Below are 23,061 nucleotides of genomic sequence, written 5' to 3'. Positions count from 1 at the left end.
TGATGAACGTGGCACTTTCACCAGAGGAAGAAATTGAGGAAACAGAAGAAGACGAAGAGGTGGAAACCTCGACGACGTATCGAATAGATGTTGAAACTAGCAGACTGACAGGCGAAACCATTTCAGGCATTGAAGCCATTCGTCAATTCGTTTATATGACACTTAGGACAGAGCGGTATGCACATCCTATCTACAGCCACGACATTGGCACTGAAATTCAGGAGCTCTTGACGGATACAGAAGCCACGGATGAATACAAAGAAATGGAGATTCCAAGGCTACTAGAGGAAGCATTGATTGTGGACGAACGGATTGATCATATTGAAGAGATAGAGGTCACTAAGGAAAATGACTCGTTTCATGTCAAGCTAGCTATTGTCACAGATGAAGGCACATTAGAAATAGAGGAGGTGATGGAGAGCGATGTTTGAGGAACAAACGTACGAAGCATTAATGGAAAGAATGCTAGACAGACTGCCAGATGACATAGATAAAAGAGAAAACAGTGTCATTTGGAATGCCTTGGCACCTGCTGCAGCTGAACTGGCCCAGTCCTATATTTGGCTTGATCAAGTATTCGAGCTGGTCTTTGCAGATACAGCACAAGGAGAGTTTCTAGATCGGCGGGCTGCTGAAGTAGGAATTGAAAGAAAAGCAGCGACTAAAGCGGTTTGGTCCGCAGCTATTCAGCCGGAGGATATCAATATCCCAGCTGGCTCACGGTTTTTTATTGAAGACGTCTATTTCCAATATTCGATTGATGGCACGCTAGAATGCGAGACACCTGGCAGGGTCGGCAATGGTCAATTAACAGATCAGCCGCTACTTTCACTTGATACAATCCCAGGGCTTGAATCGATTATCATGAAAGATTTGGTGATACCCGGACAAGAGGAAGAAGATGACGCTTCGTTATATGATCGCTACTTAATACGTGCTAGGCGGGAGGCTGTCAGTGCCAACAAGGCGCATTATAAAAAATGGGCTGAGGAAGTGACAGGGGTTGGCAGAGCGAAGGTATTCCCGCTTTGGAACGGAGAAGGGACGGTCAAGATTGTCATCACAGACGGCAATCTAGATGTTGCATCAGATCTGCTTGTTAAAAGAGTACAGGAATATATTGACCCAGTGCCAGGCGAAGGAGAAGGACAAGCGCCTATCGGTTCAAAAGCGACCGTCGAAAGCGCCAAATGGCTGAATATTGACATAGAAGTAGCCGTCGAACTTCAAATGGATTGGACCCTTGAAGGAGCGCAGAAAGAAATAGAAGAAAAGGTCAAAGCGCTGTTGAAATCAATCGCATTTGAAAAGAGTACCATTCGAATGTCCGCATTAAATGACATTCTGTACCATTCAGAAAGTGTATCAGATTATGCAAACGTGTTATTGAATGGGGAGTCAAAAAACTTAGTGTTACAGGACATTGAGATACCGCGTCTGAGGCAGGTGAAGGTTATTGAGCAAACAGGATGAAATGAAAAACTACTTGCCGCCATATTTTACAGAGATTTATGAAGTCGATCACCTGCTCAAAACAGAAGCGCCAGAGTTTGAGCAATTGGATGAATCCATTTTCGATTTAACGGATCAGTTCTTCCCTTTGACAGCGACATGGGGATTGAATAGATGGGAAAGAATGCTGAAGGTGCAGCGAGAATCAGATGATTCCATTGAACTTCGCAGAGCACGCTTACTCAATATGATGTCAAACATTCCACCGATCACGTATCTTTCTTTAGAGAAATCGGTGAATCGTTTTCTCAAAAATCCAAGTGCCATCATCCGTCTGACCACCAATCGCTATCATTTCGCCTTACGTGTGAACCTAGATGATCTGCAAAACACTAGATATATTGTAGAAATACTTGAAACGTTAAAGCCGGCTCATTTGGCTTATACGTTCACTGCATTTCATCATACCGATGTACATGAAAAAAATGATCATCACGGGAGGCTCACACTGCGAAGCAGAGTGGGTTTTTTCGATCATATCCCAATTTTACTCAATGGTGAATTTGTATTAAATGGTACGTTTTATCTGAGCGGAACACGAGGGACAACAGAGGTTCCGACTCGTTTTCAGCATTCGTTGAAGATGAGAATGCCGCTTCAGCATAAGTCAGAGAACACATACCGAATGAATTATGTCATGACTGGAGCGGTACATGAAACAAGGCAAAAAGCGGCACTGACATTACGCACAAAAAACCAGCTGTCACATCAAACCAAAAAGAAAATGACGTTCCGATTGCCAGTACATGTCCAAACTGAACAGGGCGGCAGCTTACTAATTAAGGATCATTACTGGATTCTCGACGGATCTGTTCCGCTGGACGGATCAAAAATGCTAGCAGCTACTTCTCAAAAAATAGAGCTATAAGGAGGATCACAATGGCTGATCAATTAACCGTAACAACATTATATGCACGTCAACAAATGGCAAAGGCAAGAGCAGAAGGAACAAAACTCACAAAAGTCGTTAAAATGGCATTTGGAAATGGCGGGACGAAGGATGGCAAACCGATCTCACTAGACGGTACTGAACAAAAACTCAAAAAAGAACTCGTCCAAAAAGAGATTGATTCGTTTACATTCATGGAACCAGCAAAAATCCGCTACACCTGCACGATCGCCGAAGGAGAACTTGCAGGAGAAGTCATCAACGAACTAGCACTTGTCGACGAAAGCGGCAAATTCACCGCCATCCGCACCATGACAGACAAACAAAAAGACGGCGACATCGAATTCGTTTTTGAGATTGATGATATTTATTAATGGAGGGGAATGAAATGGACATCAAATCACCTTTACCGTTTGAAACCTCTGACAAAGCACATGCCAACTTATTTAACCGGATGGTCGACACTCTAGTAGAGAATGACAATGCGCTCAGGCTACAAATAGAAGGAATCACAAATGAAAGCTTATTTAAACTAACAGGCGATCAAGCCATTCAAGATGCATCAGTCAGCGGTGAGGAATATCCAGATGGCATTACGTTCATGGATATTGGACAAGCGAATGATACCGGATATCCTACGAGATTTGGCTTTGTGAAAAATGAAAAATATAGTAACTTTCGATTTGTTCAATATTACTATGGGACTGGAAACGAAGCGGGCAGTTATTTTGATAGCACGGGTACATGGTGCCGTCATTGGTGGACTGGATCTGGTTGGACCGACTGGCAAAAAATCTCTGGCTTTCTTCATACGAACATTGGTACAACTGGTAAGCAGTTGCTTAATAATGCTGAGCGACAAAAAATTCTTTTTAATCGAAAAATAAAAGATAGTCACAATAATTTTGATATAAAAAATAGTCGTTTTATTTGTCCGGAAAACGGAATGTACCTAGTAAACGCAGGAGTCTATATTGAGACGGTTCAAATGTATGCAAATTTTGAGCTGTCTATCTTTTTAAATGGTAAAAATTATAAAAATATATCTCATTATAGACATCTCCCTGCCACACCCTCTGAAACTGCAAAACTTGATATAGGTTTATATGGGGCTGCGAATGTGCCAGCGAATAAAGGAGATTACGTTGAAATTTACATGTATATAGGCTATGCGGGAAATTCCGATCGTTATATATCTGATAATTCAGGCTGGTACAACTATTTCGATATTATGGAATTAGGCGGCCGCAATTTCCCGAGAGTGTAGGAGGATTCAGATGATTTTATATGAAGCCATTAAATATAAATACCCCGATGCGGACCCGCAAAAGGATTTTGAATTAAGAAATGACGGTGCTGGTTCGTATATAGACGAGTGGCATCTAGATGTGCCAAAGCCAACGGCAGAAGAATTGAAAGAATGGTGGGAGGAATCTCAAATCAATCCAAGGTATCACCCACCCCTTCCTCTAGATTATCTAGCACAAGAAGTAGCTAAAGAAAAGCTGATGAGAAAACAGCTTGAACACCAATGTGATTTTCTAACAAACGAACTAGTGGCGCTAAAAAAAGAGATCCTTTTATTTAAAGGAGAGAGTGAAACATGAATTATTGGGTAATGGCATTATATTTTCAATGGGTGACACCTGGATTGGTCAAACAAGCAGTTGAACTAGGTGATTGTTCAATGGAAGATCTAAATGAAGGATATGAGCAAAGGGTGCTCACTTTAGAGCAACTGCAAGAAATTAAACCAAGCATCAAAGCAAGGGAGTGAAAACAATAATGGAAATAAAAGAACCAATACCTTTTGAGGTGAATGATAAAGCGCATGCCGATTTGTTCAATGACATGGTCAAAGTACTACTTGAAAATGATACTGGATTATTAGAACAGCTCTTAAAACATACAAGTGATGCGAGAGCACATGCATCTGAAGCAGAAAAGAAAAAATGGAACGAATCTCAGAGCTATAAGATTACAGCAGATAATGGAAGTCAGTTAATTAATGTTCCAGCTGATGCTAGAATTTTTGATGCGATAAAAGGCAAAGGAACATGTACATTTTATGCAGCTTCTGGAGTCGAAGATTCACCAACCCCAGCAAATATTTCATTGAGAGGTTTACAGACAGTAGGTCAAGATAACATTGGTACTGGTTTTGCTGTAGATGTTGCGGGTAATGCTTATAGTTTTTACTATAATGCTGCACATACCGCTATTAACTGGACAAAGCTCCCATCGAATACTGAAAGAAACAAATGGAATGATGGACAACTATCTAAGATCACCTCAGATAATGGAGGGGTGATTCTATCTGTTTCTGATGGTGAAGATTTACTTGAAAAGGTTGTTTCTTTAGGGCCAAGGCATGGTACATTTTATGTCACAGGTAAAGCATTAAACACCCCAACAACCAGATCGTGTCGGGGTATGTATCATTTTACTTCTCAAGATAGCAATGGAAAAGGGACATTTGGATGGATCATGGCAATAGATTATAACAATTACATGTATACAAACTATCTTGACTTAAATTTGGGATGGCAAGGCTGGAAACGTGTTTTAACAAAGGAGGATATGGATAATACTTCTTTTGTTGATACGTATGATCTTGATAATTCCTCCGTTTCAGCTGCTGAAAATGTTCCAACAAAGCTGAATTTCGGCGAATCAAGGTCAGATGATTTAGGAGAATATAATCGTTCACGGTCTGAAATCACGTTGAAAAATAATGGTCTGTATTTGATTAGACTTTATCTTAATAGCAATAACATTACTGTTGGATCAGATAGTATTTTGTCATGCTATGTGAATGGGACAGAATTTCAACGTTTAGGAAATTGGAATCCTGTCATCTCATCAAGTATATGTGTATTGTATCTTCAACAAAAGTTTAAAGCGGGAGATAAGTTAACATTTTATATTACACCAAAAAACACTGGCAGAACAATTACGGTAAATAGAGCTTATGTCACCTTGTCGCAGCTAAGATAGGGACATTTGAAAAAGAAAGTGTGTGAGCAAATCGGAGGAAGATGTCGTTCAAAACTTTAAGACACAAGGCTCATTTGCCGTTCTCTTTTGTATTCTGTTTTATGTGCTCAATACAACAAAGGAACGGGAACATAAGTTCAATGCACAATAGATGTTGTTGAAATAATTGGTTTAATTGCGGAGGAAAGATATGGTTTAAATCTATTGTTTTTACATTAAAGAAAGGGTACAGGTTCATAAAAATCAACCCACTTTATTGGAGTAGGGTCAAGTATAGGTAAGAGCAATACACCACAAATTCATAAAACCGCAATCGGGACAGATGGAAAAGTTTGTGTTCAAGATTGTTCTAATCATCTTAATCCTAATGAATTTATCACGTTTGGATTCCGATTTAGAACGAAATGAAATAGCTGATTTTATCATAACATCGCCTAAATAATAATGTTTTTTGAAAGGAGAAATAAATCATAAAAACACCTCAACCTTTTCAGACGAGCGATAAAGCTCATGCAGATCTCTTTAACGATCTAGTGAAGATTTTGATTGAAAATGACCAGGAACTATTAGAACAATTCAACCTTCATACGGGAGATGCAATTCCTCACATATCTGGTTCAGAAAAGAAGAAATGGAACGAATCTCAGCTATATAAACTGACAAATGATAACGGATCACATTTGGTCAGTATTCCTTCAGGTGGCAGTATTTATGAGGAAATTAAAGGGCTAGGTGCCTGCTCATTCTATGCCCCAGGTGGGGTTGGAGTAGTCGATTCTCCTGCTATTGGTAACGCTGCATTAAGGGGCTTCCAGCTTGTAGGACAAAACCATATTGGTGTAGGAATCGCAATTGACACATTAGGAAATACATTTTGTTTTTCTTATTATGTAAAAGATATTGCAATCAATTGGGTGCAAATGCCAACTCAAAATGAAAAAAACAAATGGGATGCAGGACAATTGTCTAAAATCACGGCTGACGATGGAAAAGCATATGAAAGAATTAATGCAGATGATCCTAGTATTTTAGATAAGTTGATACAATTGCCGGGGGTTCACTCTTGGTACATTCATGAATCACATCCAGATCTTCCGACAAGAAGTTCCATGAGGGCTTTGTCTGTTTTTAGTGAAAATACCTATGGCTGGGTCATTGGTGCAAACAATACAGGAGATGTCTATATTAACCGTTCAACAACTGATGTAACAGGTACACAACAAGAGTGGAGCGGTTGGAAACGCCTTAATGACCATAATCTATTAAATTCAAAGGGACTAAGACTTTCAATGTCAATAGGAACTGATATTTTAACGTTACCATCAGGATTTTACTTTGCTGTAGGGTCTAATGTTTTAAATATGCCTGTCGATAATGATTCTTCTTGGTTTAATATCGATATCTTAGAAACTGTAAATGGTAGAAAGAGCATTCATGTCATTAGAAGTTATGACAACACTCATTGGTTTGGTACTGTTCATACTGACGGTGTCTTTAAAGGGTGGAAAAAAATAGTAACTGATGCTGATTTTGAAAATGTTCAGTGGCTAAATGTCACATTAGACAATGGCTCCTCTATTGGAGACAGACCGGTTCAGTATGCTAAATGGGGAAATTTATTATTGTTGAGAGGTCACCTAATAGCAAATAGAGAAGTGATCTGTGGAAAGATTCCAATCACGGGCTTACCGAATTTACCAGATAAAGGCATAGTAGTATCAGTTCCGGTATCAGGTACAACGGGTCATAGTAAATTATATATATATAAGACAGGAGAGCTAAAATTAACCGGTTTACATGCAGTGAATAACAGTGCAGTAACAGGCTACTATTTAGATACGGTCGTCCCATTAAATTAAGGAAGTGATAAAAATGATACTAGCTTATGAATACAATCATCAAAATGAATTGGTCAGACCTATCGAAGTGTTCGAAAGAGATGATGAAGGCAATTATGTCATTCCAGATCAATGCATAACGATTGCACCACCCAATCATCCTTCTTTTTATAAAGCTGCATTTGATGTGGAAAAACAACACTGGTATGAATCAGCGACACAGGAGTATATAGATAGCCTAAAGCCATCCCCTCTCCCGCCAAGTGATATAGAACTTTTAAAGAAACAAAATGCTTTGTTATCAAAACAATTAACGCAGTTATTGGCTATGCAGAAAGGGGGAAATTCAGAATGATGTTTCCAACTGTAGCAGATATCAAACAATTCTGGGACTGGCAGTGTTACGGCCCAGAGGACATTGCATTTTATGTAAGCATTGGCTGGATCTCGGCAGATGACTATCAAGAAATAACAGGAGATAAATACAAAGCCTAATGGCTTTATTTTTTTGCCGGAAAGAAGGTGATTTCAATGGAAGTAGATGTTGTTCAAAACTTAATGACACAAGGCCCGTTTGCCGTTCTCTTTTGTTGGGTGCTGTTTTATGTATTAAACACAACAAAGGAAAGAGAAAACAAGCTCAATGAACAAATCGAGGCGCAAAATGATGTGTTAGCAAAGTTTAGTGAGAAGTATGATGTGGTGATCGACAAACTCGACAAAATTGAACGGAATTTAAAATAGGAGGAGAAATCATGAAGACATTCGACAAAGGCACTGTGATTCGCACAGTGCTTCTTTTTATTGCCCTCATCAATCAAACGCTCGTGATGTTTGGACAAACGGTGCTGCCGATTAGTGAGGAACAAGTACAAACCGCTGGTGAGGCACTTTATGTAGCAAGTTCTAGCATTTTTACGATGGTTACAGCCATTATCGCTTGGTTTAAAAACAATTATGTAACCTACAAAGGTCAATTACAAAAAGATACCCTGAAACAAAGAGGGCTAACAAAATAATCGTTGAAGGAGAAACAATATGGTCAATATTATTCAAGCCTATATTCCAAAACACAACCGCAACAGACCAGGAAATACGATGAAGCCACTCTATATTACGGTGCATAATACCTCTAACACGGCAAAAGGTGCAAATGCGGGGAGTCACGCTGCATTTGTTGCACGTTCAAGTACCGGAGTCAGCTGGCATTACACTGTCGACGATCAGGTGATTTATCAACATTTACCGTTAAACGAAAACGGCTGGCACGCCGGAGATGGCAGAGGCAATGGCAATATGAAATCAATCGGAATTGAAATTTGTGAAAATGCAGACGGCAACTTTGAACAAGCAGTCGAAAATGCCCAATGGCTCATTCGAAAGCTGATGGGCGATTTGGGAATTCCTTTATCAAATGTAGTGCCTCATAAACATTGGAGCGGGAAAGAATGTCCAAGGAAATTGCTCGGACGGTGGGATCAATTTAAAGCTGGAATAGCCACAGATCGTACCGGCAGCAAAAGCACAAGAAAGCCAGTTCGAACAGAGAACTTGAGTCACAAAGCACCAGTTACCAAACAGAAATCGTCAAATCTGCCATCTGGCATCTTAAAAATAACCAAGCCCTTAACAAAAGGACCACAAGTCACAGCTGTCCAAAAAGCCTTATCTTCCCTCTATTTTTACCCAGACAAAGGGGCAAAAAACAACGGAGTTGATGGCTATTATGGACCAAAAACAGCGAATGCGGTCAAGCGGTTCCAGCTCATGAATAGTCTAGTGGCAGACGGGATATACGGTCCGAAGACGAAGAACAAAATCGAACGATTGCTGAAAAAGTGATCATTCATAAAGTGCTATCAGCAGGTGAATGGATTTCCCCTTGCTGATAGCTAACAAAAAATGACATCATTTGTGATATAATCGACCGAATCACTATCATAAGGGGAGAGTGAAATGAAAAAGGAACTGTTCCAAGTCATCATGCTGTCAGTGCTGCTCATCTATTTCTTTTATCACGGAATGACGAGTGATTATCCTGTGTCTTACACAATCATTCTCATCACGGCTTATGTCTCTGTGATCGCGTACCGCATCATAAAGATATTAAGGTTAAGAAAAAACAAAGAACAAACAGAGCTGTAAGAAATAAATACATAAAAAAACCATCCTTGATTTCTCAAGAATGGTTTTTCGTTATGGAGCATAGCGGGATCGAACCGCTGACCTCTACGCTGCCAGCGTAGCGCTCTCCCAGCTGAGCTAATGCCCCGATGTGTTACGACATAATTAATTATAATCAATCCTCCTGTAAAATTCAAGCTTTAAAACGCACACACATCGTCTATTTATCTTTCTGATCAATCGGGATATAGTCAAAGATTTCCCCTGAATGAACAGAGTCTGCTAAGCGTCTCAGCCAGTCATAGTAGGCCTTTGAGCTTTCAAGCTGCTCTATGAGCTGCTGCGCTTCCTCTCTTATATGTTCCTCCAGCTGATCATCACGAGCCACCTCTTGAAGCCGCACTTGCGCTTCTTCTATCGCCGCTAAATTGACCTCGACCTCTCGTTCCCACTTTTGTGGAAAGAAGTTCATGAAAAACTTAAAAAAGTCTTTTTCAGCAACAAAGCTGTGTTTTCTTCGTCCTCGGTGAAAGGTCTTTTTGACAATATTCATGTCTTGCAGTTTTTTCACACCCGTACTCATACTTGGCTTGCTCATTTGCAGCTCTTCACGCATTTCATCCAGCGTCATTTCTTCATTTAAATACATGGTCCCATAGAGAATACCAGCACTTCGTGTAATTCCATAGAGATCCATCGTTTCAGCTATGGAATCAATGACTAGATCTTTAGCAGCTAAAATACGATCCTCTGCTTGTGACTGCTCCTGCTTTTTCATCTTGTCCCTGCTTTCTATTTAGAGAATTCAATACGTTCAAAAAAATCTTTATGGACTATATGTTAACGAAAGAATGAAAAATGTCAAAAGAAAATGAAGCATATCTCCCTTTGACAGAAAAATTTGAACATGATACGTTAATTATGTTCAAAACGTTAAATTTTTATTTAACAAATTTATTGAAAAGAATCAAAGGAGGTTCCTTCTATGAGTCAAACACTATTTATAGATGGACAATGGGTTGGCGCCAAAAGTGGCGACACGCGGGATATCATCAATCCATTTAATCAAGAAGTGATCGCGACAGTCAGTGAAGGATCAAGAAATGACGCGCAGCTCGCCATTAAGGCAGCGAGAAAAGCCTTCGATCAAGGTGACTGGGCAAACTTGCCTGGACTTGAAAGAGGAAATATGGTGTTTAAGATTGCTGAATTGATTAGACGTGATCTTGATGAACTAGCCAAATTGGAATCGCTTGATACTGGTAAAACAGTAGAGGAAAGCAAAGCTGATATGGACGATATTGCGAACGTGTTCCAATATTATGCAGGGCTTGCCGACAAAGATGGTGGGGAAATCATTGCATCGCCGATCCCGAACTCAAAAAGTGAATTAGTCAGAGAGCCTGTCGGTGTATGCGGGCAAATTACTCCTTGGAACTATCCATTGCTTCAAGCGAGCTGGAAAATCGCTCCTGCTCTAGCGGCGGGGAATACAATCGTATTAAAGCCAAGTGAGATTACACCACTCACCACGATCAAAGTATTCAAACTCATGGAAGAAGCAGGCATTCCAGCAGGGGTTGCGAACCTAGTCCTTGGGCCAGGTGCAACGGTTGGTGATGAGCTTGCTGTGAATGATCAAGTAGATTTGATTTCATTTACAGGCGGTATTGAAACAGGCAAGAAAATCATGCAGGGAGCCAGTGGGAATGTGAAGAAAATCGCCCTTGAGCTCGGCGGGAAAAATCCGAATATTGTGTTTCAAGATGCTGATTTAGACGTAGCGGTTGACCAGGCAATGAATGCTGTGTTTTTCCATTCAGGGCAAGTGTGTTCAGCAGGTTCACGTTTGCTAGTGGAAGAATCCATTCATGATGAATTTTTAGAAGAACTGGTGAAGCGTACGAAAAAAATCAAGCTAGGCAACGGCTTTGATGAAGAAACCCAAAGCGGCCCGCTCATCTCAGCTGAGCATCGAGAAAAAGTAGAAAAATACGTCAGCATTGGGTTAGATGAAGGCGCCAAATTAGAAACAGGCGGAAAAAGACCTGACGCAGAGGAGCTTTCAAATGGGTTCTTCTACTTGCCAACGATTTTCTCAGGCTGCACGTCAGAGATGCGAATTGTCCAGGAAGAAGTCTTTGGCCCAGTATTGACAGTTGAATCCTTCCGTACAGAGGAAGAAGTGATTGGGCTGGCAAACGATACGATTTATGGATTAGCAGGAGCCGTGTGGTCTTCTGATATCAGCAAGGCCGAAAGAGTCGCTCGTCAATTAAGATTAGGCACAGTTTGGATCAATGATTTCCATCCTTATTTCGCTCAAGCACCTTGGGGTGGATATAAGCAATCAGGTCTAGGACGTGAATTAGGGCGCACCGGGCTCGAGGAATATACGGAGCTGAAGCATGTATATCGTAATACAAAACCTGAAGCGATTCGTTGGTTTCAATAAAAATCACACATTTGGAGGAGATTCTATATGACATTAAATATGAAAATTGAAAGCATGCAGAAATTCCATACATTTGAAATTCCGACTGTCATCAAACATGGCATCGGTGCAGTGAAACATGTTGGGGAAGAAGTAAAAGCATACGGTGTCTCAAAGGTATTACTTGTAACAGACCCAGGTATTTACCTGGCGGGCGTGGTAGATCCAGTGATTGCTTCATTAAAAGAAGCACAAATCGATGTGGTGCTATTTGATAAAGTAGAGCCAAACCCGCCAGTCCGGTTAGTGAATGAAGGCTCTGCGTTATATGAAAAAGAAGACTGTAATGGATTAGTTGCAGTAGGCGGCGGAAGCTCAATGGATACAGCGAAGGCGATCGGTGTAGAAGCGACGCATGAAGGCTCAGTCCTTGATTACGAAGCGGCAGAGGGAAAAAAAACGCTTGAAAAGAGAATCCCACCTTTAACCACTATTCCAACAACGGCTGGTACAGGTTCAGAAGTAACGCAGTGGGCAGTGATTACAGATGAAGAAAGAGAATTCAAATTCAACACAGGTGGCCCGCTCATTGCAGCTCACCTCACAGTCATTGATCCAAAGCTTCATGTATCCATGCCGCCTCATGTGACAGCAATGACTGGAATTGATGCACTTGCACACGCCATTGAATGCTATACAATGAAATTTGCTCAGCCTATTACAGATGCGGTCGCGCTCATGGCCATTGAATATGCAGCTCATTATATTCGCCGTGCCTTTGCCGATGGTGAGGACTTAGAAGCCAGATATGGAATGGCACAAGCTGCAATGCTTGCCGGGCTTTCTTATGGAAGCGAATCAGCTGGAGCTGCACATGCGATGAGTCAAACACTCGGAGGCATTATTCCTGTAGCGCACGGTCAGTGTGTCGCAGCAATGATGGGACCGGTGATGGAGTATAACTGGAAAGGGTATCCCGAAAAATTTGCTCGTATTGCGCAAGCATTTGGAATTGATATTAGCCGAATGTCAACAGAGGAAGCCGCAAAAGCAGCAGTGAACTGGATGTATGATTTAGTGGAAGACCTAGAAGTTCCTTCATTAGAAGAACAAGGGGTATCAAAAGATATGATTGACCGCTTATCTAAAGAAGCAATGAAAGATCCGCAAACAATTGGAAATCCAAGAGATCTAAACGAAAAAGCGTACAACTGGATTTATGCTCGCTGTTTTGATCTAACACCTAAAACAGTGTAACAATGAAAAAAAGGCTCCCAAAAGGGAGTCTTCAGATTGTTGACAAAGGGCTAAAATGATCTTGATTTTAGCCTTTTGTCTTCTTTTCAGCGTGATAGAAAACCTTTGCAGTCTAGAAAGGACGAGTACTGGCGCGGAGCGAATTTGTCATTCGTGAGCACCAGCACGCAGGACTGACACCGAATGCGAGGTTTTGTCTACACGCTGAAAGGCTCCCAAAAGGGAGTCTTTTTTATGTCTTATAGCTGTTCTTTAATTTCTTTGATTTGATGGATATGGCGTTTTTCGTGTGCGCCGATAAAATCAAGATATTGCTTAAGGGATAACTCTTCAAACACAGGGTGTGCAATGACGCGCTTGAAATCATCCTCAGTAAATGTTGATAAAATTTGATTGAGCTGCTCACGTGCTGTATCGAGCTCATCTTTTAAATGTGTAGGTGTCACATGCTTGCGCTCAGGCTCAACAATACTAGGCGCAGTCGCTTTTCTAGAACGATCCTCTGCCATTTCCACCGGCTTTGGCTCATATTCTTTGATCGGTGCTTTTTTTCCCTCAGCAGCTAGATGTTTTGCTGCCACGAGGTCCATCTTCTTTAAATGATCTGCCACCTCTTGAATACTCCAAGTATCATCAGATAATTTTTGATTCAATTGTTCTTCGTTCAAACCTTGTAGCTCTTGCCACAATTCTTGTCTTGCATCATGTAATAAACTCATTTTCATCACCTCAAGATCAAATTTTAACATACTGGTACATGACAATCATTCTTTAGCTATCGGCGAATTCCTGTGAAGAATTGTGAGGAAATTTGAAACCTTTACAAAAGTGGTTCGTATTACCTGTTAGAAGGAATACATTGGAGGTGAGCATGGTCTAAATGAAACAAAGGCTGTTCATTTCATGAAGAAAGGGTGAGGAAGATGGATGTGTTCGGGCTGCCACTTCAGACGCTGTATTTATACATATTGATCATATCAGGAATCCTGACACTTGTTTTCGTCTTTTTCGGCGATGTATTTGATGGATTGTTTGAAGCGATTCCTGTTCCATTCCTTCAACCAACATTAATTCTCGCATTTCTTACCTTTTTCTCGGCTGGAGGGTTTATCTCTGAAAAAACAGCAATTGTAGGGAGTGGACTTGGCGCAGTCTTATCTGCCATCCTCGCAGTAGTTCTTGTGACCTGTTTGAATGTATTTGTCTTAGTCCCGCTTTCCTCAGCTGAAGAATCTCTCTCATATACGGAAGCCGACTTAAAAGGAAGAACTGGGGAGATCATTGTATCTGTTCCAAAAGACGGGTTTGGAGAAGTGCTGTTAATTAGTAATAGCGGGAAAATCTCAAAGCCTGCCGTCAGTTTCGACGAAGAGGAGATTCCATATGGAACTCGGGTACTGGTCGTCGAAGTGAACAAAGGCGTCTTATCAGTTATACCGAATGAAGAAATCTAGGAGGGAATGCTATGCCAGGAACAACCATTTTGATTATCATTGGAATTGTGCTTGTGATTCTGATTGCACTTATTGGTGTATTTGTTTCGAAATACCGGACTGCAGGTCCAGATGAAGCGTTAATCGTCACAGGAAGTTACCTAGGAAGTAAAAATGTCCACGTGGATGAAGGTGGAAACAAGATTAAGATTGTAAGAGGCGGAGGTACCTTTGTACTCCCTGTTTTTCAACAAGCAGAGCCGCTCAGCTTACTATCTAGCAAGCTAGATGTTTCAACACCTGAAGTCTATACTGAACAAGGTGTTCCAGTCATGGCGGACGGAACAGCCATCATTAAAATTGGTGGATCGATTGAAGAAATTGCTACTGCTGCAGAGCAATTTTTAGGTAAAACAAAAGAAGACCGCGAAAACGAAGCGAGAGAAGTTTTAGAAGGACACCTTCGCTCCATTTTAGGGTCAATGACAGTTGAAGAGATTTATAAAAACAGAGAGAAATTCTCTCAAGAAGTACAGCGTGTCGCTTCTCAAGATCTAGCGAAAATGGGCCTTGTCATTGTATCGTTTACAATCAAAGATGTCCGTGATAAAAATGGCTATTTAGAATCACTAGGTAAACCTAGAATTGCCCAAGTGAAACGCGATGCAGATATTGCAACAGCAGAAGCAGATAAAGAAACACGTATCAAACGTGCAGAAGCAGATAAAGATGCGAAGAAATCTGAGCTTGAGCGTGCCACTGAAATCGCTGAAGCAGAAAAGATCAATGAGCTGAAAAGAGCAGAATTCAGACGTGAACAAGATACAGCAAAAGCAAGTGCCGACCAAGCGTACGATCTTGAAACAGCACGTAACCGTCAGCACGTAACTGAACAAGAAATGCAAGTGAAAATCATTGAACGTCAGAAGCAAATTGAATTAGAAGAAAAAGAGATCCAGCGTCGTGAGCGTCAATACGATTCTGAAGTGAAAAAGAAAGCAGATGCGGATCGTTATGCGGTTGAGCAGTCAGCTGCGGCGGAAAAAGCGAAACGCCTCGCTGAAGCAGATGCGAAGAAATACAGCATTGAAGCAATGGCAAAAGCAGAAGCTGAGAAAGTCCGAATTGACGGGCTTGCCAAAGCGGAAGCTGATCGTGCGAAAGGGGAAACAGAAGCAGAAGTCATTAGACTGAAAGGACTTGCGGAAGCGGAAGCGAAAGAGAAAATCGCTGAAGCATTCGAACAGTATGGTCAGGCAGCAATCCTTGATATGATTGTGAAAATGCTTCCTGAATATGCGAAGCAAGTCTCTGCACCACTTTCTAACATTGATAAAATTACGGTTGTGGATACGGGAGGTAACGGAGAAGGTAGCGGTGCCAATAAAGTCACTGGCTATGCTACAAACCTCATGTCCAGTCTGCAAGAAAGCCTGAAAGCATCCTCTGGAATTGACGTCAAAGAAATTATTGAGAACTTTTCCGGCAAAGGCAATGTGAAGCAAAGCATTCAGGAACTAACGAATGAAATCAAACAACCAAGAAAAAAAGAGATCGCTGATACTCAAATAGAAGAATAAAATCAATAGACACCTTCCATCAGAAGGTGTCTTAGATTGTTGACAAAGTGCTAAAATGATGTTTATTTTAGCACTTTGTCTTCTTTTCAGCGTGATAGAAAACCTTTGAAGTCTAGGAAGGACAGCTACTTTTGCGGAGCGAATTGAACATTCGTGAGCACCAGCGCGCAGACCTGACAACGAATGCGAGGGTTTGTCTACACGCTGAGACACCTTCCATCAGAAGGTGTCTATTTGGCATGCGCCCGATATGGATTCCTTTTTACATATGAAGAAAGATTTACGAGAATACCAGCAGATATCATCATGAACACTAGGGAGGAGCCGCCATAACTAATGAAAGGAAGCGGAATGCCTGTGATCGGAAGGAGACCAAAGACAGCACCTAAATTAAAGACTGCTTGGAGCATGATTTGAAACGTAAGCCCGATCGTTAACAGTTTTCCAAAAGGGTCATGTAAAGCCCGCACAATTCGCATTGCGCGATACATGATGAGTAGATATGCACCCATCACAATCAAAATGCCCATGATGCCCAGCTCTTCACTGATAATGGCCATAATAAAATCCGTATGGGCTTCTGGAAGAAAGCCTAGCTTTTGAATACTCCCGCCTAAGCCATTCCCTGTCAGTCCGCCTGAATTCATTGCGAGATACGAATGAATCAGCTGATAGCCATCTCCATCTTCATACTGAAAAGGATCACGAAAAGAAGTCAGCCGCTTCAAACGGTAAGGAGCAGTCACTGCAAAAAAAGTGATACATGCTAAGGCAGTCGATCCTAGCAAAATGAGATGGCGCGTTTTCAGCCCAGCGCATAATAAAATGATGCCACAGCTTAATAAAATAGACACAGCTGTGCCTAAATCAGGCTGCTTTAAGATTAATAAAAAAACAAGACTTAAAAGGATGAGTGGCGGCAGCACGCCTTTTTTAAAAGATGTAATGTACGCCTGTTTTTTCGCGTACACATAGGCAAAATAGATCACCATCACTAGTTTCACAGCTTCAGAAGGTTGGAGCATAAGAGAGCCCAGCTGAATCCACCGCTGTGAATTGTTTTTGACAACACCGATTCCAGGAATCAGGACTAGGATGAGACATAGCAATGACAGCATGACAAGCCATTTCATCCATTTACGATAAATCTGATAAGGGAAAAGAGTGGCAATGAAGAAAAAGAATCCCCCAATCAGGAGCCATTGCCATTGTTTGATAAAGAAATAGCTGCCCTTCTCATACTTTACTTCTCCTAAAGGATAACTTGCACTGTACACCATCAGTAAACCAAATAAGCAGAGGAACACAATCGTTCCAGCAAGAACGCGGTCAACTTTTTTGAAATGAGATAGAAGAAATACCATCATCTTCAATTCCAGTTGTCTCCAAACATATAGGATGATGACCTGATATTGACACTAAACACGAGGCCAATGGCGATCATGTTAGTCAATAGCGCACTGCCTCCATAACTGATAAAAGGAAGCGCAAGTCCCGTCACAGGCATTAAACCGATTGTCATCCCTACGTTTTGGAAAACTTGAAACACGATCAGCCCAACGACACCTGCACATATGTACAATCCATAAAGCGTATTAGCATGCATAGCCACATGAATGATTCGATAAATCATCATTAAGTACAAACACATCAAAAGGGAGGCGCCGATAAAACCAAACTCCTCACCAATGACGGCAAAGATAAAATCCGTATGCGCTTCAGGGATATTACCTCCTTGTACTTGATGACCCTGTGTAAAACCGCTACCTGATAATTGACCTGATCCAATGCCGAGCATCGATTGTTTCAGCTGATACCCGTATGTTGAATCAAATTCATCGGGAGAGAGCCAGCCATAAATGCGATCAAGCTGATGTGGCTTAATGATTTTTGTGAAATGCTCAAAGTGTTCGTTGTGTAAGTAGACCAAAAATGAAAGAAGTGCAAGAAAAGAAGCCATTAATGCGGCCATCATCTTGCTGGAAATTCCTGACACAAGCATCAGTGTAAAGGCGATAGATAATATCACGAGGGCTGTCCCTAAATCAGGCTGAATTAAGATGAGGAAAAAAGGGACAACGGTCCAGCAAACGACTTTACTTATAGGAATGATGCTTTCTTTAAACGAAAATCGCTGATGCTTGTATTGGTTCAAGACAGCCGCTAGCAGCAGGATCACAAAAATTTTCATGAACTCTGATGGCTGAACTTTGATTGAACCGAAGCTGATCCATCTTTGGGATCCGTTTTGACTCGTTCCGAAAAAATGCACAAGAATAATGAGAAAAATACCACCTGTAAATAACCGAAAAGATAAACGCTCAAGAAGTTCATAATCAAAGTATGCAGCAACGGCCATAAGACCGAAACCGACGATATACCAGAAAATTTGTCTTTTGACGAAATAAAACATATCCTGTGATTCATACTGTCCTGATCCGCTATATACAGCTATCAGGCTGATGACAAATAAACAAATCACAGTGAGTAAAAGTATGAAGTCAATGTTGTACTGTTTTTTCATAGCTTCTTGTCCTGTTACCTATTTGTCAGCTGGTCTATGACGATTTTCACAGCCGCAGCATCATCAATATAGCCGATCGGAAAAATAAAATCTGGTATTAAGTCAACAGGCATAATGAAATAAAGGAGTGTGCCCCCCATCAGCATTAATTCTCGAGAAGTACCTCGTTCGGTCATAAATAAGCTGTACATGTCTTTCAAATGCTGAAGGAATGGCCCGGCGCCGTTTACCGCCTTCATCTTTTTCTCAAACTTTGCTGAGATCGTTTTTTTTCCCTCGTTTGTTTGGCTATAGGTCTCATATTCGTTTAGCTTTTGTTTCAATTTGATCTGACTAAATGTACCGTCGTAGACCTCCTCATCTTTCAGTGTTTTTTCGATCTCTACGACCGTTTGTATGAACGTATCACTATGTACCTTTTCGTTTTTGATTGGAAACCCTGAAGCAGCTAATAGTTGATCTAATGATAGGTTCAGAGAATCTGAAAGCCGCTGCAGATGATTCAAAGTTGGTTTTCTTTTTCCATTCATGATTCGAGACAGTGTCGCTTTATCAATTTCTGTGTACGTGCTGAGCTCTCTTAAAGATAGAGATCGTTGTTGCAATCTTTCCTTTAAGAGAGACCCAAGCTCAGTTGTTTTAGAATCCATTTTACGCCTTCCTTTGTATGATGTATCAACTCTTCTATAAAAGAAGTCGTACCCAATATAAAGGCGTGTTGACAAAATGTCAACGAATATCCTTTATTGATTGAATTTTAGGAAATAGGAATTTATCATAATAAAGATAGGATGAAAACAGTGAGAAGGAGTGGCGCGTATGAAGGTGAGGCATGCTGTACAACAAGATATTCCTAAAATTGCAGAAATACATGTGAAGAGCTGGCAGACGACTTATCAAGGCATTATTAATCAGGATTATTTGGATGGTTTAAATATAGAAGATCGAGAAGAGAGCTGGAGAAGAAGGTCACTTGAAGGGACGTTTGTCGCAGAAGATGCCGAGGGGGTATTTGGTTTTGCTTCTTTTGGAAAACAACGTGATGAGCGCTATCCAACATATGATGGAGAACTTTACGCGATCTATTTATTGCAAGAGAAACAGAGATCAGGAGCAGGTATCGCTTTAATTACAGAAGGAGTGAGTTATTTAATAGAGAAAGGGTATCAGAATATCATGCTGTGGGTATTTGAACAAAATTCGGCAAAGCATTTTTATCAAAAGCTTCAACCTCATTTTGTCGTTACCAGCCAGTTCAAGCTGGCTGGCGAGAAGCATGATGAAATAGGGTATGGGTGGGAGCTGCCTGTATTAAATGACCATCTACACCGAATTAAATCGTCAGCTTCCAATAATAATGAGAGAAAAAAGTGAAAAGCACAGCTAAAAGCATATAAGAGATAAGAGGAGAAGCTTCTACTTTTCCTTTTATTCCTGCTATTTTTAAAGCTTCATGGAAACCTGCCAAAAAATAAGCAAGACTGAGAATATAGCAGCACAGCATAATGGAGTAAGGGTTCATTGGCGTACCTCCAACATGAAATCTTCTACTATTAATAGATTCCATAGAGCGGCAAATTATGCATAAAAAAATAACCAGCTGAAATCAGCCAGTTATTTTTGGTGAGGAAAAACCAAACGAGATGCACTTGGTATGAGTATGCAAAGAACGATACTGCAAATAATAAATGAAGGAACCATATATGTGCTGTTATAAATTAAAGAGTAAACCCAACCTGGAGTTCCTTTTGGTGCATAATGAGAAAAGAAAACAACACCAGAGATAAAGAACGTCAACAGTCTAAAGAAACTTGCAACAAATACGGATAAGGTAATATAGAAGAATTGCTGCTTTCGCTTTTGATCCTGAATGGCTTTTTTAATCAATCCAGAAAATAGGCCGCTTAGGGAAATGACAACAGATGCGACGAAATAATCGAGAAATCCTTGAACTGGTGTAGCGATAATAGGGCCATTCATCAGCTGAAGGCCTGCAATAAGCACACCAATGATAAACCCGGTTGATATTCCCCATCTAATAGACATAAGAATGACGGGTATCATAATCAGCGCAAGAGATCCGCCGTTCGGCATTCTTAAAAAGAGACCTGATAAGTAATCTAATACTAGTGCAAGTGAAGTCATAATTGCGATTTCCATCAGTCGTACCAATTGATTTGATTGCTGCATAAAAAAATCTCCCTTTTCATGAATTGAGCAAGGAGAGACCGTGTAAGGATGAGTATGTTATTCATAGAAAAACATATCGAGTTGAATACACCACATGTATTCAATTGAATCCACATTCCTACTTCAGTATTAACTGACAGGTTCAAAGGGTCAGAACAACGAATGTTCACTCTCAGCACAAAGCTCCCCCTGCGGTTATTTAGTTTTCTTCTATTATAAATATACTAAAGACCTTCAGGATCAACAATAGAGAATTCCTGTGACAATCAATTTTTGTATGATTATATAGGAAGAGATAAGAAAAAATAAATTATTTAGAAAAAATACTTGTTTCCTCTCTCAAAAGGTGTTATATTTGTATTCGCCGCTAAAACAGCGCGGTTATTAAATAACATAAAGAAAAAAGTTATTGACTTTATCTTGATAGAATGTTATATTAATAAAGTCGCCTCTGAGAGACGGCGAAGATGATCTTTGAAAACTAAACAAGACAAAACGTACCTGTTAATTCGAGTTTTATAAAAAATCCTATGAAACATCATAGGTAGTCAGTCAAACGCTGACGAGGCAGGAAATGATCACATACTAAGTTCGCTACATCGTGTAGCAACGCATGTGTGATATGCATCCTGCATACCTCGGAGAGTTTGATCCTGGCTCAGGACGAACGCTGGCGGCGTGCCTAATACATGCAAGTCGAGCGAACAGAAGGGAGCTTGCTCCCGGATGTTAGCGGCGGACGGGTGAGTAACACGTGGGTAACCTGCCTGTAAGACTGGGATAACTCCGGGAAACCGGAGCTAATACCGGATAGTTCCTTGAACCGCATGGTTCAAGGATGAAAGACGGTTTCGGCTGTCACTTACAGATGGACCCGCGGCGCATTAGCTAGTTGGTGGGGTAATGGCTCACCAAGGCGACGATGCGTAGCCGACCTGAGAGGGTGATCGGCCACACTGGGACTGAGACACGGCCCAGACTCCTACGGGAGGCAGCAGTAGGGAATCTTCCGCAATGGACGAAAGTCTGACGGAGCAACGCCGCGTGAGTGATGAAGGTTTTCGGATCGTAAAGCTCTGTTGTTAGGGAAGAACAAGTGCGAGAGTAACTGCTCGCACCTTGACGGTACCTAACCAGAAAGCCACGGCTAACTACGTGCCAGCAGCCGCGGTAATACGTAGGTGGCAAGCGTTGTCCGGAATTATTGGGCGTAAAGGGCTCGCAGGCGGTTTCTTAAGTCTGATGTGAAAGCCCCCGGCTCAACCGGGGAGGGTCATTGGAAACTGGGAAACTTGAGTGCAGAAGAGGAGAGTGGAATTCCACGTGTAGCGGTGAAATGCGTAGAGATGTGGAGGAACACCAGTGGCGAAGGCGACTCTCTGGTCTGTAACTGACGCTGAGGAGCGAAAGCGTGGGGAGCGAACAGGATTAGATACCCTGGTAGTCCACGCCGTAAACGATGAGTGCTAAGTGTTAGGGGGTTTCCGCCCCTTAGTGCTGCAGCTAACGCATTAAGCACTCCGCCTGGGGAGTACGGTCGCAAGACTGAAACTCAAAGGAATTGACGGGGGCCCGCACAAGCGGTGGAGCATGTGGTTTAATTCGAAGCAACGCGAAGAACCTTACCAGGTCTTGACATCCTCTGACAACCCTAGAGATAGGGCTTTCCCTTCGGGGACAGAGTGACAGGTGGTGCATGGTTGTCGTCAGCTCGTGTCGTGAGATGTTGGGTTAAGTCCCGCAACGAGCGCAACCCTTGATCTTAGTTGCCAGCATTTAGTTGGGCACTCTAAGGTGACTGCCGGTGACAAACCGGAGGAAGGTGGGGATGACGTCAAATCATCATGCCCCTTATGACCTGGGCTACACACGTGCTACAATGGACAGAACAAAGGGCTGCGAGACCGCAAGGTTTAGCCAATCCCATAAATCTGTTCTCAGTTCGGATCGCAGTCTGCAACTCGACTGCGTGAAGCTGGAATCGCTAGTAATCGCGGATCAGCATGCCGCGGTGAATACGTTCCCGGGCCTTGTACACACCGCCCGTCACACCACGAGAGTTTGCAACACCCGAAGTCGGTGAGGTAACCTTTATGGAGCCAGCCGCCGAAGGTGGGGCAGATGATTGGGGTGAAGTCGTAACAAGGTAGCCGTATCGGAAGGTGCGGCTGGATCACCTCCTTTCTAAGGATATATGGAGCAGCGTGCGTTTTCGTCTTGTTTAGTTTTGAAGGATCATTCCTTCAAGACATGTCTCTAGCGAGACAGGATTGTTCTTTGAAA

The 23,061-nt window shown here is 41.6% G+C and carries 26 protein-coding genes, 1 tRNA gene, 1 rRNA gene, 1 pseudogene and 1 riboswitch; of the genes and pseudogenes, 22 read left to right on the top strand and 7 right to left on the bottom strand.

Going from position 1 to position 23,061, the window contains the following annotated elements; all coding sequences use genetic code 11:
- The first annotated feature begins 8 nt into the window (after window positions 1–8).
- The 16 genes and pseudogenes from NST39_RS14890 to NST39_RS14815 all read left to right on the top strand — a co-directional run bounded on the left by NST39_RS14890 (window position 9) and on the right by NST39_RS14815 (window position 9,381).
- Window positions 9–431, top strand: coding sequence for a DUF2634 domain-containing protein (locus NST39_RS14890; protein WP_044140762.1), 423 nt, complete (start codon window positions 9–11; stop codon window positions 429–431).
- Entirely contained in the window at window positions 424–1,473 is a 1,050-nt protein-coding gene (locus NST39_RS14885; protein WP_113768008.1) for a baseplate J/gp47 family protein, read from the top strand. The genes NST39_RS14890 and NST39_RS14885 overlap by 8 nt, the downstream gene beginning before the upstream one ends.
- On the top strand, window positions 1,457–2,380 hold the full coding sequence (locus tag NST39_RS14880) for a YmfQ family protein (protein ID WP_341029044.1): 924 nt from the start codon (window positions 1,457–1,459) through the stop codon (window positions 2,378–2,380). The genes NST39_RS14885 and NST39_RS14880 overlap by 17 nt, the downstream gene beginning before the upstream one ends.
- An 11-nt stretch (window positions 2,381–2,391) precedes the next feature.
- Window positions 2,392–2,775 (top strand): phage tail-collar fiber domain-containing protein, encoded by a 384-nt coding sequence (locus NST39_RS14875; protein WP_065099033.1) that lies wholly within the window; start codon window positions 2,392–2,394, stop codon window positions 2,773–2,775.
- Window positions 2,776–2,789: 14 nt separating this feature from the next.
- Complete coding sequence (locus tag NST39_RS14870; protein WP_341029042.1) at window positions 2,790–3,668, top strand: hypothetical protein; 879 nt, start codon at window positions 2,790–2,792, stop codon at window positions 3,666–3,668.
- 10 nt (window positions 3,669–3,678) lie between these two features.
- Window positions 3,679–4,008: an XkdW family protein gene (locus NST39_RS14865; protein WP_341029041.1), complete on the top strand. Its 330-nt coding sequence runs from the start codon at window positions 3,679–3,681 to the stop codon at window positions 4,006–4,008.
- Window positions 4,005–4,178 (top strand): XkdX family protein, encoded by a 174-nt coding sequence (locus NST39_RS14860; RefSeq protein WP_341029040.1) that lies wholly within the window; start codon window positions 4,005–4,007, stop codon window positions 4,176–4,178. Before NST39_RS14865 ends, NST39_RS14860 begins: the two co-directional genes overlap by 4 nt.
- An 8-nt stretch (window positions 4,179–4,186) precedes the next feature.
- Window positions 4,187–5,398, top strand: coding sequence for a hypothetical protein (locus tag NST39_RS14855; protein WP_341029039.1), 1,212 nt, complete (start codon window positions 4,187–4,189; stop codon window positions 5,396–5,398).
- Between the two features lie 22 nt (window positions 5,399–5,420).
- Window positions 5,421–5,546: pseudogene (locus NST39_RS14850) on the top strand (BhlA/UviB family holin-like peptide); the annotation flags it as partial.
- A gap of 385 nt (window positions 5,547–5,931) precedes the next feature.
- Window positions 5,932–7,257: a hypothetical protein gene (locus tag NST39_RS14845; RefSeq protein WP_341029037.1), complete on the top strand. Its 1,326-nt coding sequence runs from the start codon at window positions 5,932–5,934 to the stop codon at window positions 7,255–7,257.
- 13 nt (window positions 7,258–7,270) lie between these two features.
- Window positions 7,271–7,591, top strand: a complete 321-nt coding sequence (locus NST39_RS14840) for a hypothetical protein (protein WP_341029036.1) — start codon at window positions 7,271–7,273, stop codon at window positions 7,589–7,591.
- Complete coding sequence (locus tag NST39_RS14835; protein ID WP_341029034.1) at window positions 7,588–7,731, top strand: XkdX family protein; 144 nt, start codon at window positions 7,588–7,590, stop codon at window positions 7,729–7,731. The genes NST39_RS14840 and NST39_RS14835 overlap by 4 nt, the downstream gene beginning before the upstream one ends.
- Window positions 7,732–7,767: 36 nt before the next feature.
- On the top strand, window positions 7,768–7,980 hold the full coding sequence (locus NST39_RS14830; RefSeq protein WP_003213245.1) for a BhlA/UviB family holin-like peptide: 213 nt from the start codon (window positions 7,768–7,770) through the stop codon (window positions 7,978–7,980).
- Between the two features lie 11 nt (window positions 7,981–7,991).
- Window positions 7,992–8,255, top strand: a complete 264-nt coding sequence (locus NST39_RS14825; RefSeq protein WP_341029033.1) for a phage holin — start codon at window positions 7,992–7,994, stop codon at window positions 8,253–8,255.
- A gap of 19 nt (window positions 8,256–8,274) precedes the next feature.
- Entirely contained in the window at window positions 8,275–9,078 is an 804-nt protein-coding gene (locus NST39_RS14820) for a peptidoglycan recognition protein family protein (protein WP_341029031.1), read from the top strand.
- A gap of 114 nt (window positions 9,079–9,192) precedes the next feature.
- Window positions 9,193–9,381, top strand: a complete 189-nt coding sequence (locus NST39_RS14815; protein ID WP_319610232.1) for a hypothetical protein — start codon at window positions 9,193–9,195, stop codon at window positions 9,379–9,381.
- 54 nt (window positions 9,382–9,435) lie between these two features.
- Here NST39_RS14815 and NST39_RS14810 read toward each other — a convergent pair.
- Together NST39_RS14810 and cudC are read right to left on the bottom strand one after the other, a co-directional pair.
- Window positions 9,436–9,508: transfer RNA gene (locus NST39_RS14810), tRNA-Ala, on the bottom strand.
- Between the two features lie 72 nt (window positions 9,509–9,580).
- Window positions 9,581–10,138, bottom strand: coding sequence for a choline uptake/conversion transcriptional regulator CudC (gene cudC / locus NST39_RS14805; protein WP_106066358.1), 558 nt, complete (start codon window positions 10,136–10,138; stop codon window positions 9,581–9,583).
- Between the two features lie 207 nt (window positions 10,139–10,345).
- On the opposite strand from cudC, the gene betB reads away from it, so the two are divergent.
- A complete protein-coding gene (betB, locus tag NST39_RS14800; protein WP_341029026.1) occupies window positions 10,346–11,815 on the top strand; it encodes a betaine-aldehyde dehydrogenase in 1,470 nt (489 codons plus the stop codon).
- A 27-nt stretch (window positions 11,816–11,842) separates the two neighbouring features.
- Window positions 11,843–13,051, top strand: a complete 1,209-nt coding sequence (locus tag NST39_RS14795; RefSeq protein ID WP_341029023.1) for an iron-containing alcohol dehydrogenase — start codon at window positions 11,843–11,845, stop codon at window positions 13,049–13,051.
- 239 nt (window positions 13,052–13,290) lie between these two features.
- On the opposite strand, the gene NST39_RS14790 is transcribed toward NST39_RS14795, so the two are convergent.
- Complete coding sequence (locus tag NST39_RS14790) at window positions 13,291–13,770, bottom strand: DinB family protein (RefSeq protein ID WP_003213650.1); 480 nt, start codon at window positions 13,768–13,770, stop codon at window positions 13,291–13,293.
- Between the two features lie 204 nt (window positions 13,771–13,974).
- On the opposite strand from NST39_RS14790, the gene NST39_RS14785 reads away from it, so the two are divergent.
- Both NST39_RS14785 and NST39_RS14780 read left to right on the top strand, forming a co-directional pair.
- Window positions 13,975–14,505: a hypothetical protein gene (locus tag NST39_RS14785; RefSeq protein WP_341029020.1), complete on the top strand. Its 531-nt coding sequence runs from the start codon at window positions 13,975–13,977 to the stop codon at window positions 14,503–14,505.
- An 11-nt stretch (window positions 14,506–14,516) separates the two neighbouring features.
- Complete coding sequence (locus NST39_RS14780) at window positions 14,517–16,064, top strand: flotillin family protein (RefSeq protein ID WP_003213366.1); 1,548 nt, start codon at window positions 14,517–14,519, stop codon at window positions 16,062–16,064.
- 230 nt (window positions 16,065–16,294) lie between these two features.
- On the opposite strand, the gene ftsW is transcribed toward NST39_RS14780, so the two are convergent.
- The 3 genes from ftsW to NST39_RS14765 are packed head-to-tail and all read right to left on the bottom strand — an operon-like array spanning window position 16,295 to window position 19,238.
- A complete protein-coding gene (gene ftsW / locus NST39_RS14775) occupies window positions 16,295–17,428 on the bottom strand; it encodes a putative lipid II flippase FtsW (protein ID WP_445662398.1) in 1,134 nt (377 codons plus the stop codon).
- 5 nt (window positions 17,429–17,433) lie between these two features.
- A complete protein-coding gene (gene rodA, locus NST39_RS14770; protein ID WP_341029015.1) occupies window positions 17,434–18,588 on the bottom strand; it encodes a rod shape-determining protein RodA in 1,155 nt (384 codons plus the stop codon).
- 14 nt (window positions 18,589–18,602) lie between these two features.
- Window positions 18,603–19,238: a DUF1232 domain-containing protein gene (locus tag NST39_RS14765; RefSeq protein ID WP_341029013.1), complete on the bottom strand. Its 636-nt coding sequence runs from the start codon at window positions 19,236–19,238 to the stop codon at window positions 18,603–18,605.
- A gap of 169 nt (window positions 19,239–19,407) precedes the next feature.
- Here NST39_RS14765 and NST39_RS14760 point away from each other — a divergent pair, with 169 nt between their 5' ends.
- Entirely contained in the window at window positions 19,408–19,962 is a 555-nt protein-coding gene (locus NST39_RS14760) for a GNAT family N-acetyltransferase (RefSeq protein WP_341029011.1), read from the top strand.
- A 240-nt stretch (window positions 19,963–20,202) separates the two neighbouring features.
- On the opposite strand, the gene thiT is transcribed toward NST39_RS14760, so the two are convergent.
- Window positions 20,203–20,778, bottom strand: a complete 576-nt coding sequence (thiT, locus tag NST39_RS14755) for an energy-coupled thiamine transporter ThiT (RefSeq protein ID WP_044140737.1) — start codon at window positions 20,776–20,778, stop codon at window positions 20,203–20,205.
- Between the two features lie 98 nt (window positions 20,779–20,876).
- A riboswitch (TPP riboswitch) is annotated at window positions 20,877–20,978 on the bottom strand.
- Between the two features lie 435 nt (window positions 20,979–21,413).
- Here thiT and NST39_RS14750 point away from each other — a divergent pair.
- Window positions 21,414–22,962, top strand: a 16S ribosomal RNA gene (locus NST39_RS14750).
- The last annotated feature ends 99 nt before the right edge of the window (window positions 22,963–23,061 follow it).

This window comes from Bacillus sp. FSL W8-0645 (assembly GCF_038007905.1).
GTDB lineage: Bacteria > Bacillota > Bacilli > Bacillales > Bacillaceae > Bacillus > Bacillus pumilus.
This window is presented reverse-complemented; position numbering and strand designations above follow the sequence as displayed.

What these genes read in the sequence shown, in the direction of transcription:
- NST39_RS14885 (WP_113768008.1), top strand. Translation starts at nt 424, where the DNA reads ATGTTTGAGGAACAAACGTACGAAGCATTAATGGAAAGAATGCTAGAC.
- NST39_RS14875 (WP_065099033.1), top strand. Translation starts at nt 2,392, where the DNA reads ATGGCTGATCAATTAACCGTAACAACATTATATGCACGTCAACAAATG.
- NST39_RS14870 (WP_341029042.1), top strand. Translation starts at nt 2,790, where the DNA reads ATGGACATCAAATCACCTTTACCGTTTGAAACCTCTGACAAAGCACAT.
- NST39_RS14865 (WP_341029041.1), top strand. Translation starts at nt 3,679, where the DNA reads ATGATTTTATATGAAGCCATTAAATATAAATACCCCGATGCGGACCCG.
- NST39_RS14860 (WP_341029040.1), top strand. Translation starts at nt 4,005, where the DNA reads ATGAATTATTGGGTAATGGCATTATATTTTCAATGGGTGACACCTGGA.
- NST39_RS14855 (WP_341029039.1), top strand. Translation starts at nt 4,187, where the DNA reads ATGGAAATAAAAGAACCAATACCTTTTGAGGTGAATGATAAAGCGCAT.
- NST39_RS14840 (WP_341029036.1), top strand. Translation starts at nt 7,271, where the DNA reads ATGATACTAGCTTATGAATACAATCATCAAAATGAATTGGTCAGACCT.
- NST39_RS14835 (WP_341029034.1), top strand. Translation starts at nt 7,588, where the DNA reads ATGATGTTTCCAACTGTAGCAGATATCAAACAATTCTGGGACTGGCAG.
- NST39_RS14830 (WP_003213245.1), top strand. Translation starts at nt 7,768, where the DNA reads ATGGAAGTAGATGTTGTTCAAAACTTAATGACACAAGGCCCGTTTGCC.
- NST39_RS14825 (WP_341029033.1), top strand. Translation starts at nt 7,992, where the DNA reads ATGAAGACATTCGACAAAGGCACTGTGATTCGCACAGTGCTTCTTTTT.
- NST39_RS14820 (WP_341029031.1), top strand. Translation starts at nt 8,275, where the DNA reads ATGGTCAATATTATTCAAGCCTATATTCCAAAACACAACCGCAACAGA.
- NST39_RS14815 (WP_319610232.1), top strand. Translation starts at nt 9,193, where the DNA reads ATGAAAAAGGAACTGTTCCAAGTCATCATGCTGTCAGTGCTGCTCATC.
- cudC (WP_106066358.1), bottom strand. Translation starts at nt 10,138, where the DNA reads ATGAAAAAGCAGGAGCAGTCACAAGCAGAGGATCGTATTTTAGCTGCT.
- betB (WP_341029026.1), top strand. Translation starts at nt 10,346, where the DNA reads ATGAGTCAAACACTATTTATAGATGGACAATGGGTTGGCGCCAAAAGT.
- NST39_RS14795 (WP_341029023.1), top strand. Translation starts at nt 11,843, where the DNA reads ATGACATTAAATATGAAAATTGAAAGCATGCAGAAATTCCATACATTT.
- NST39_RS14790 (WP_003213650.1), bottom strand. Translation starts at nt 13,770, where the DNA reads ATGAGTTTATTACATGATGCAAGACAAGAATTGTGGCAAGAGCTACAA.
- NST39_RS14785 (WP_341029020.1), top strand. Translation starts at nt 13,975, where the DNA reads ATGGATGTGTTCGGGCTGCCACTTCAGACGCTGTATTTATACATATTG.
- NST39_RS14780 (WP_003213366.1), top strand. Translation starts at nt 14,517, where the DNA reads ATGCCAGGAACAACCATTTTGATTATCATTGGAATTGTGCTTGTGATT.
- ftsW (WP_445662398.1), bottom strand. Translation starts at nt 17,428, where the DNA reads ATGGTATTTCTTCTATCTCATTTCAAAAAAGTTGACCGCGTTCTTGCT.
- rodA (WP_341029015.1), bottom strand. Translation starts at nt 18,588, where the DNA reads ATGAAAAAACAGTACAACATTGACTTCATACTTTTACTCACTGTGATT.
- NST39_RS14765 (WP_341029013.1), bottom strand. Translation starts at nt 19,238, where the DNA reads ATGGATTCTAAAACAACTGAGCTTGGGTCTCTCTTAAAGGAAAGATTG.
- NST39_RS14760 (WP_341029011.1), top strand. Translation starts at nt 19,408, where the DNA reads ATGAAGGTGAGGCATGCTGTACAACAAGATATTCCTAAAATTGCAGAA.
- thiT (WP_044140737.1), bottom strand. Translation starts at nt 20,778, where the DNA reads ATGCAGCAATCAAATCAATTGGTACGACTGATGGAAATCGCAATTATG.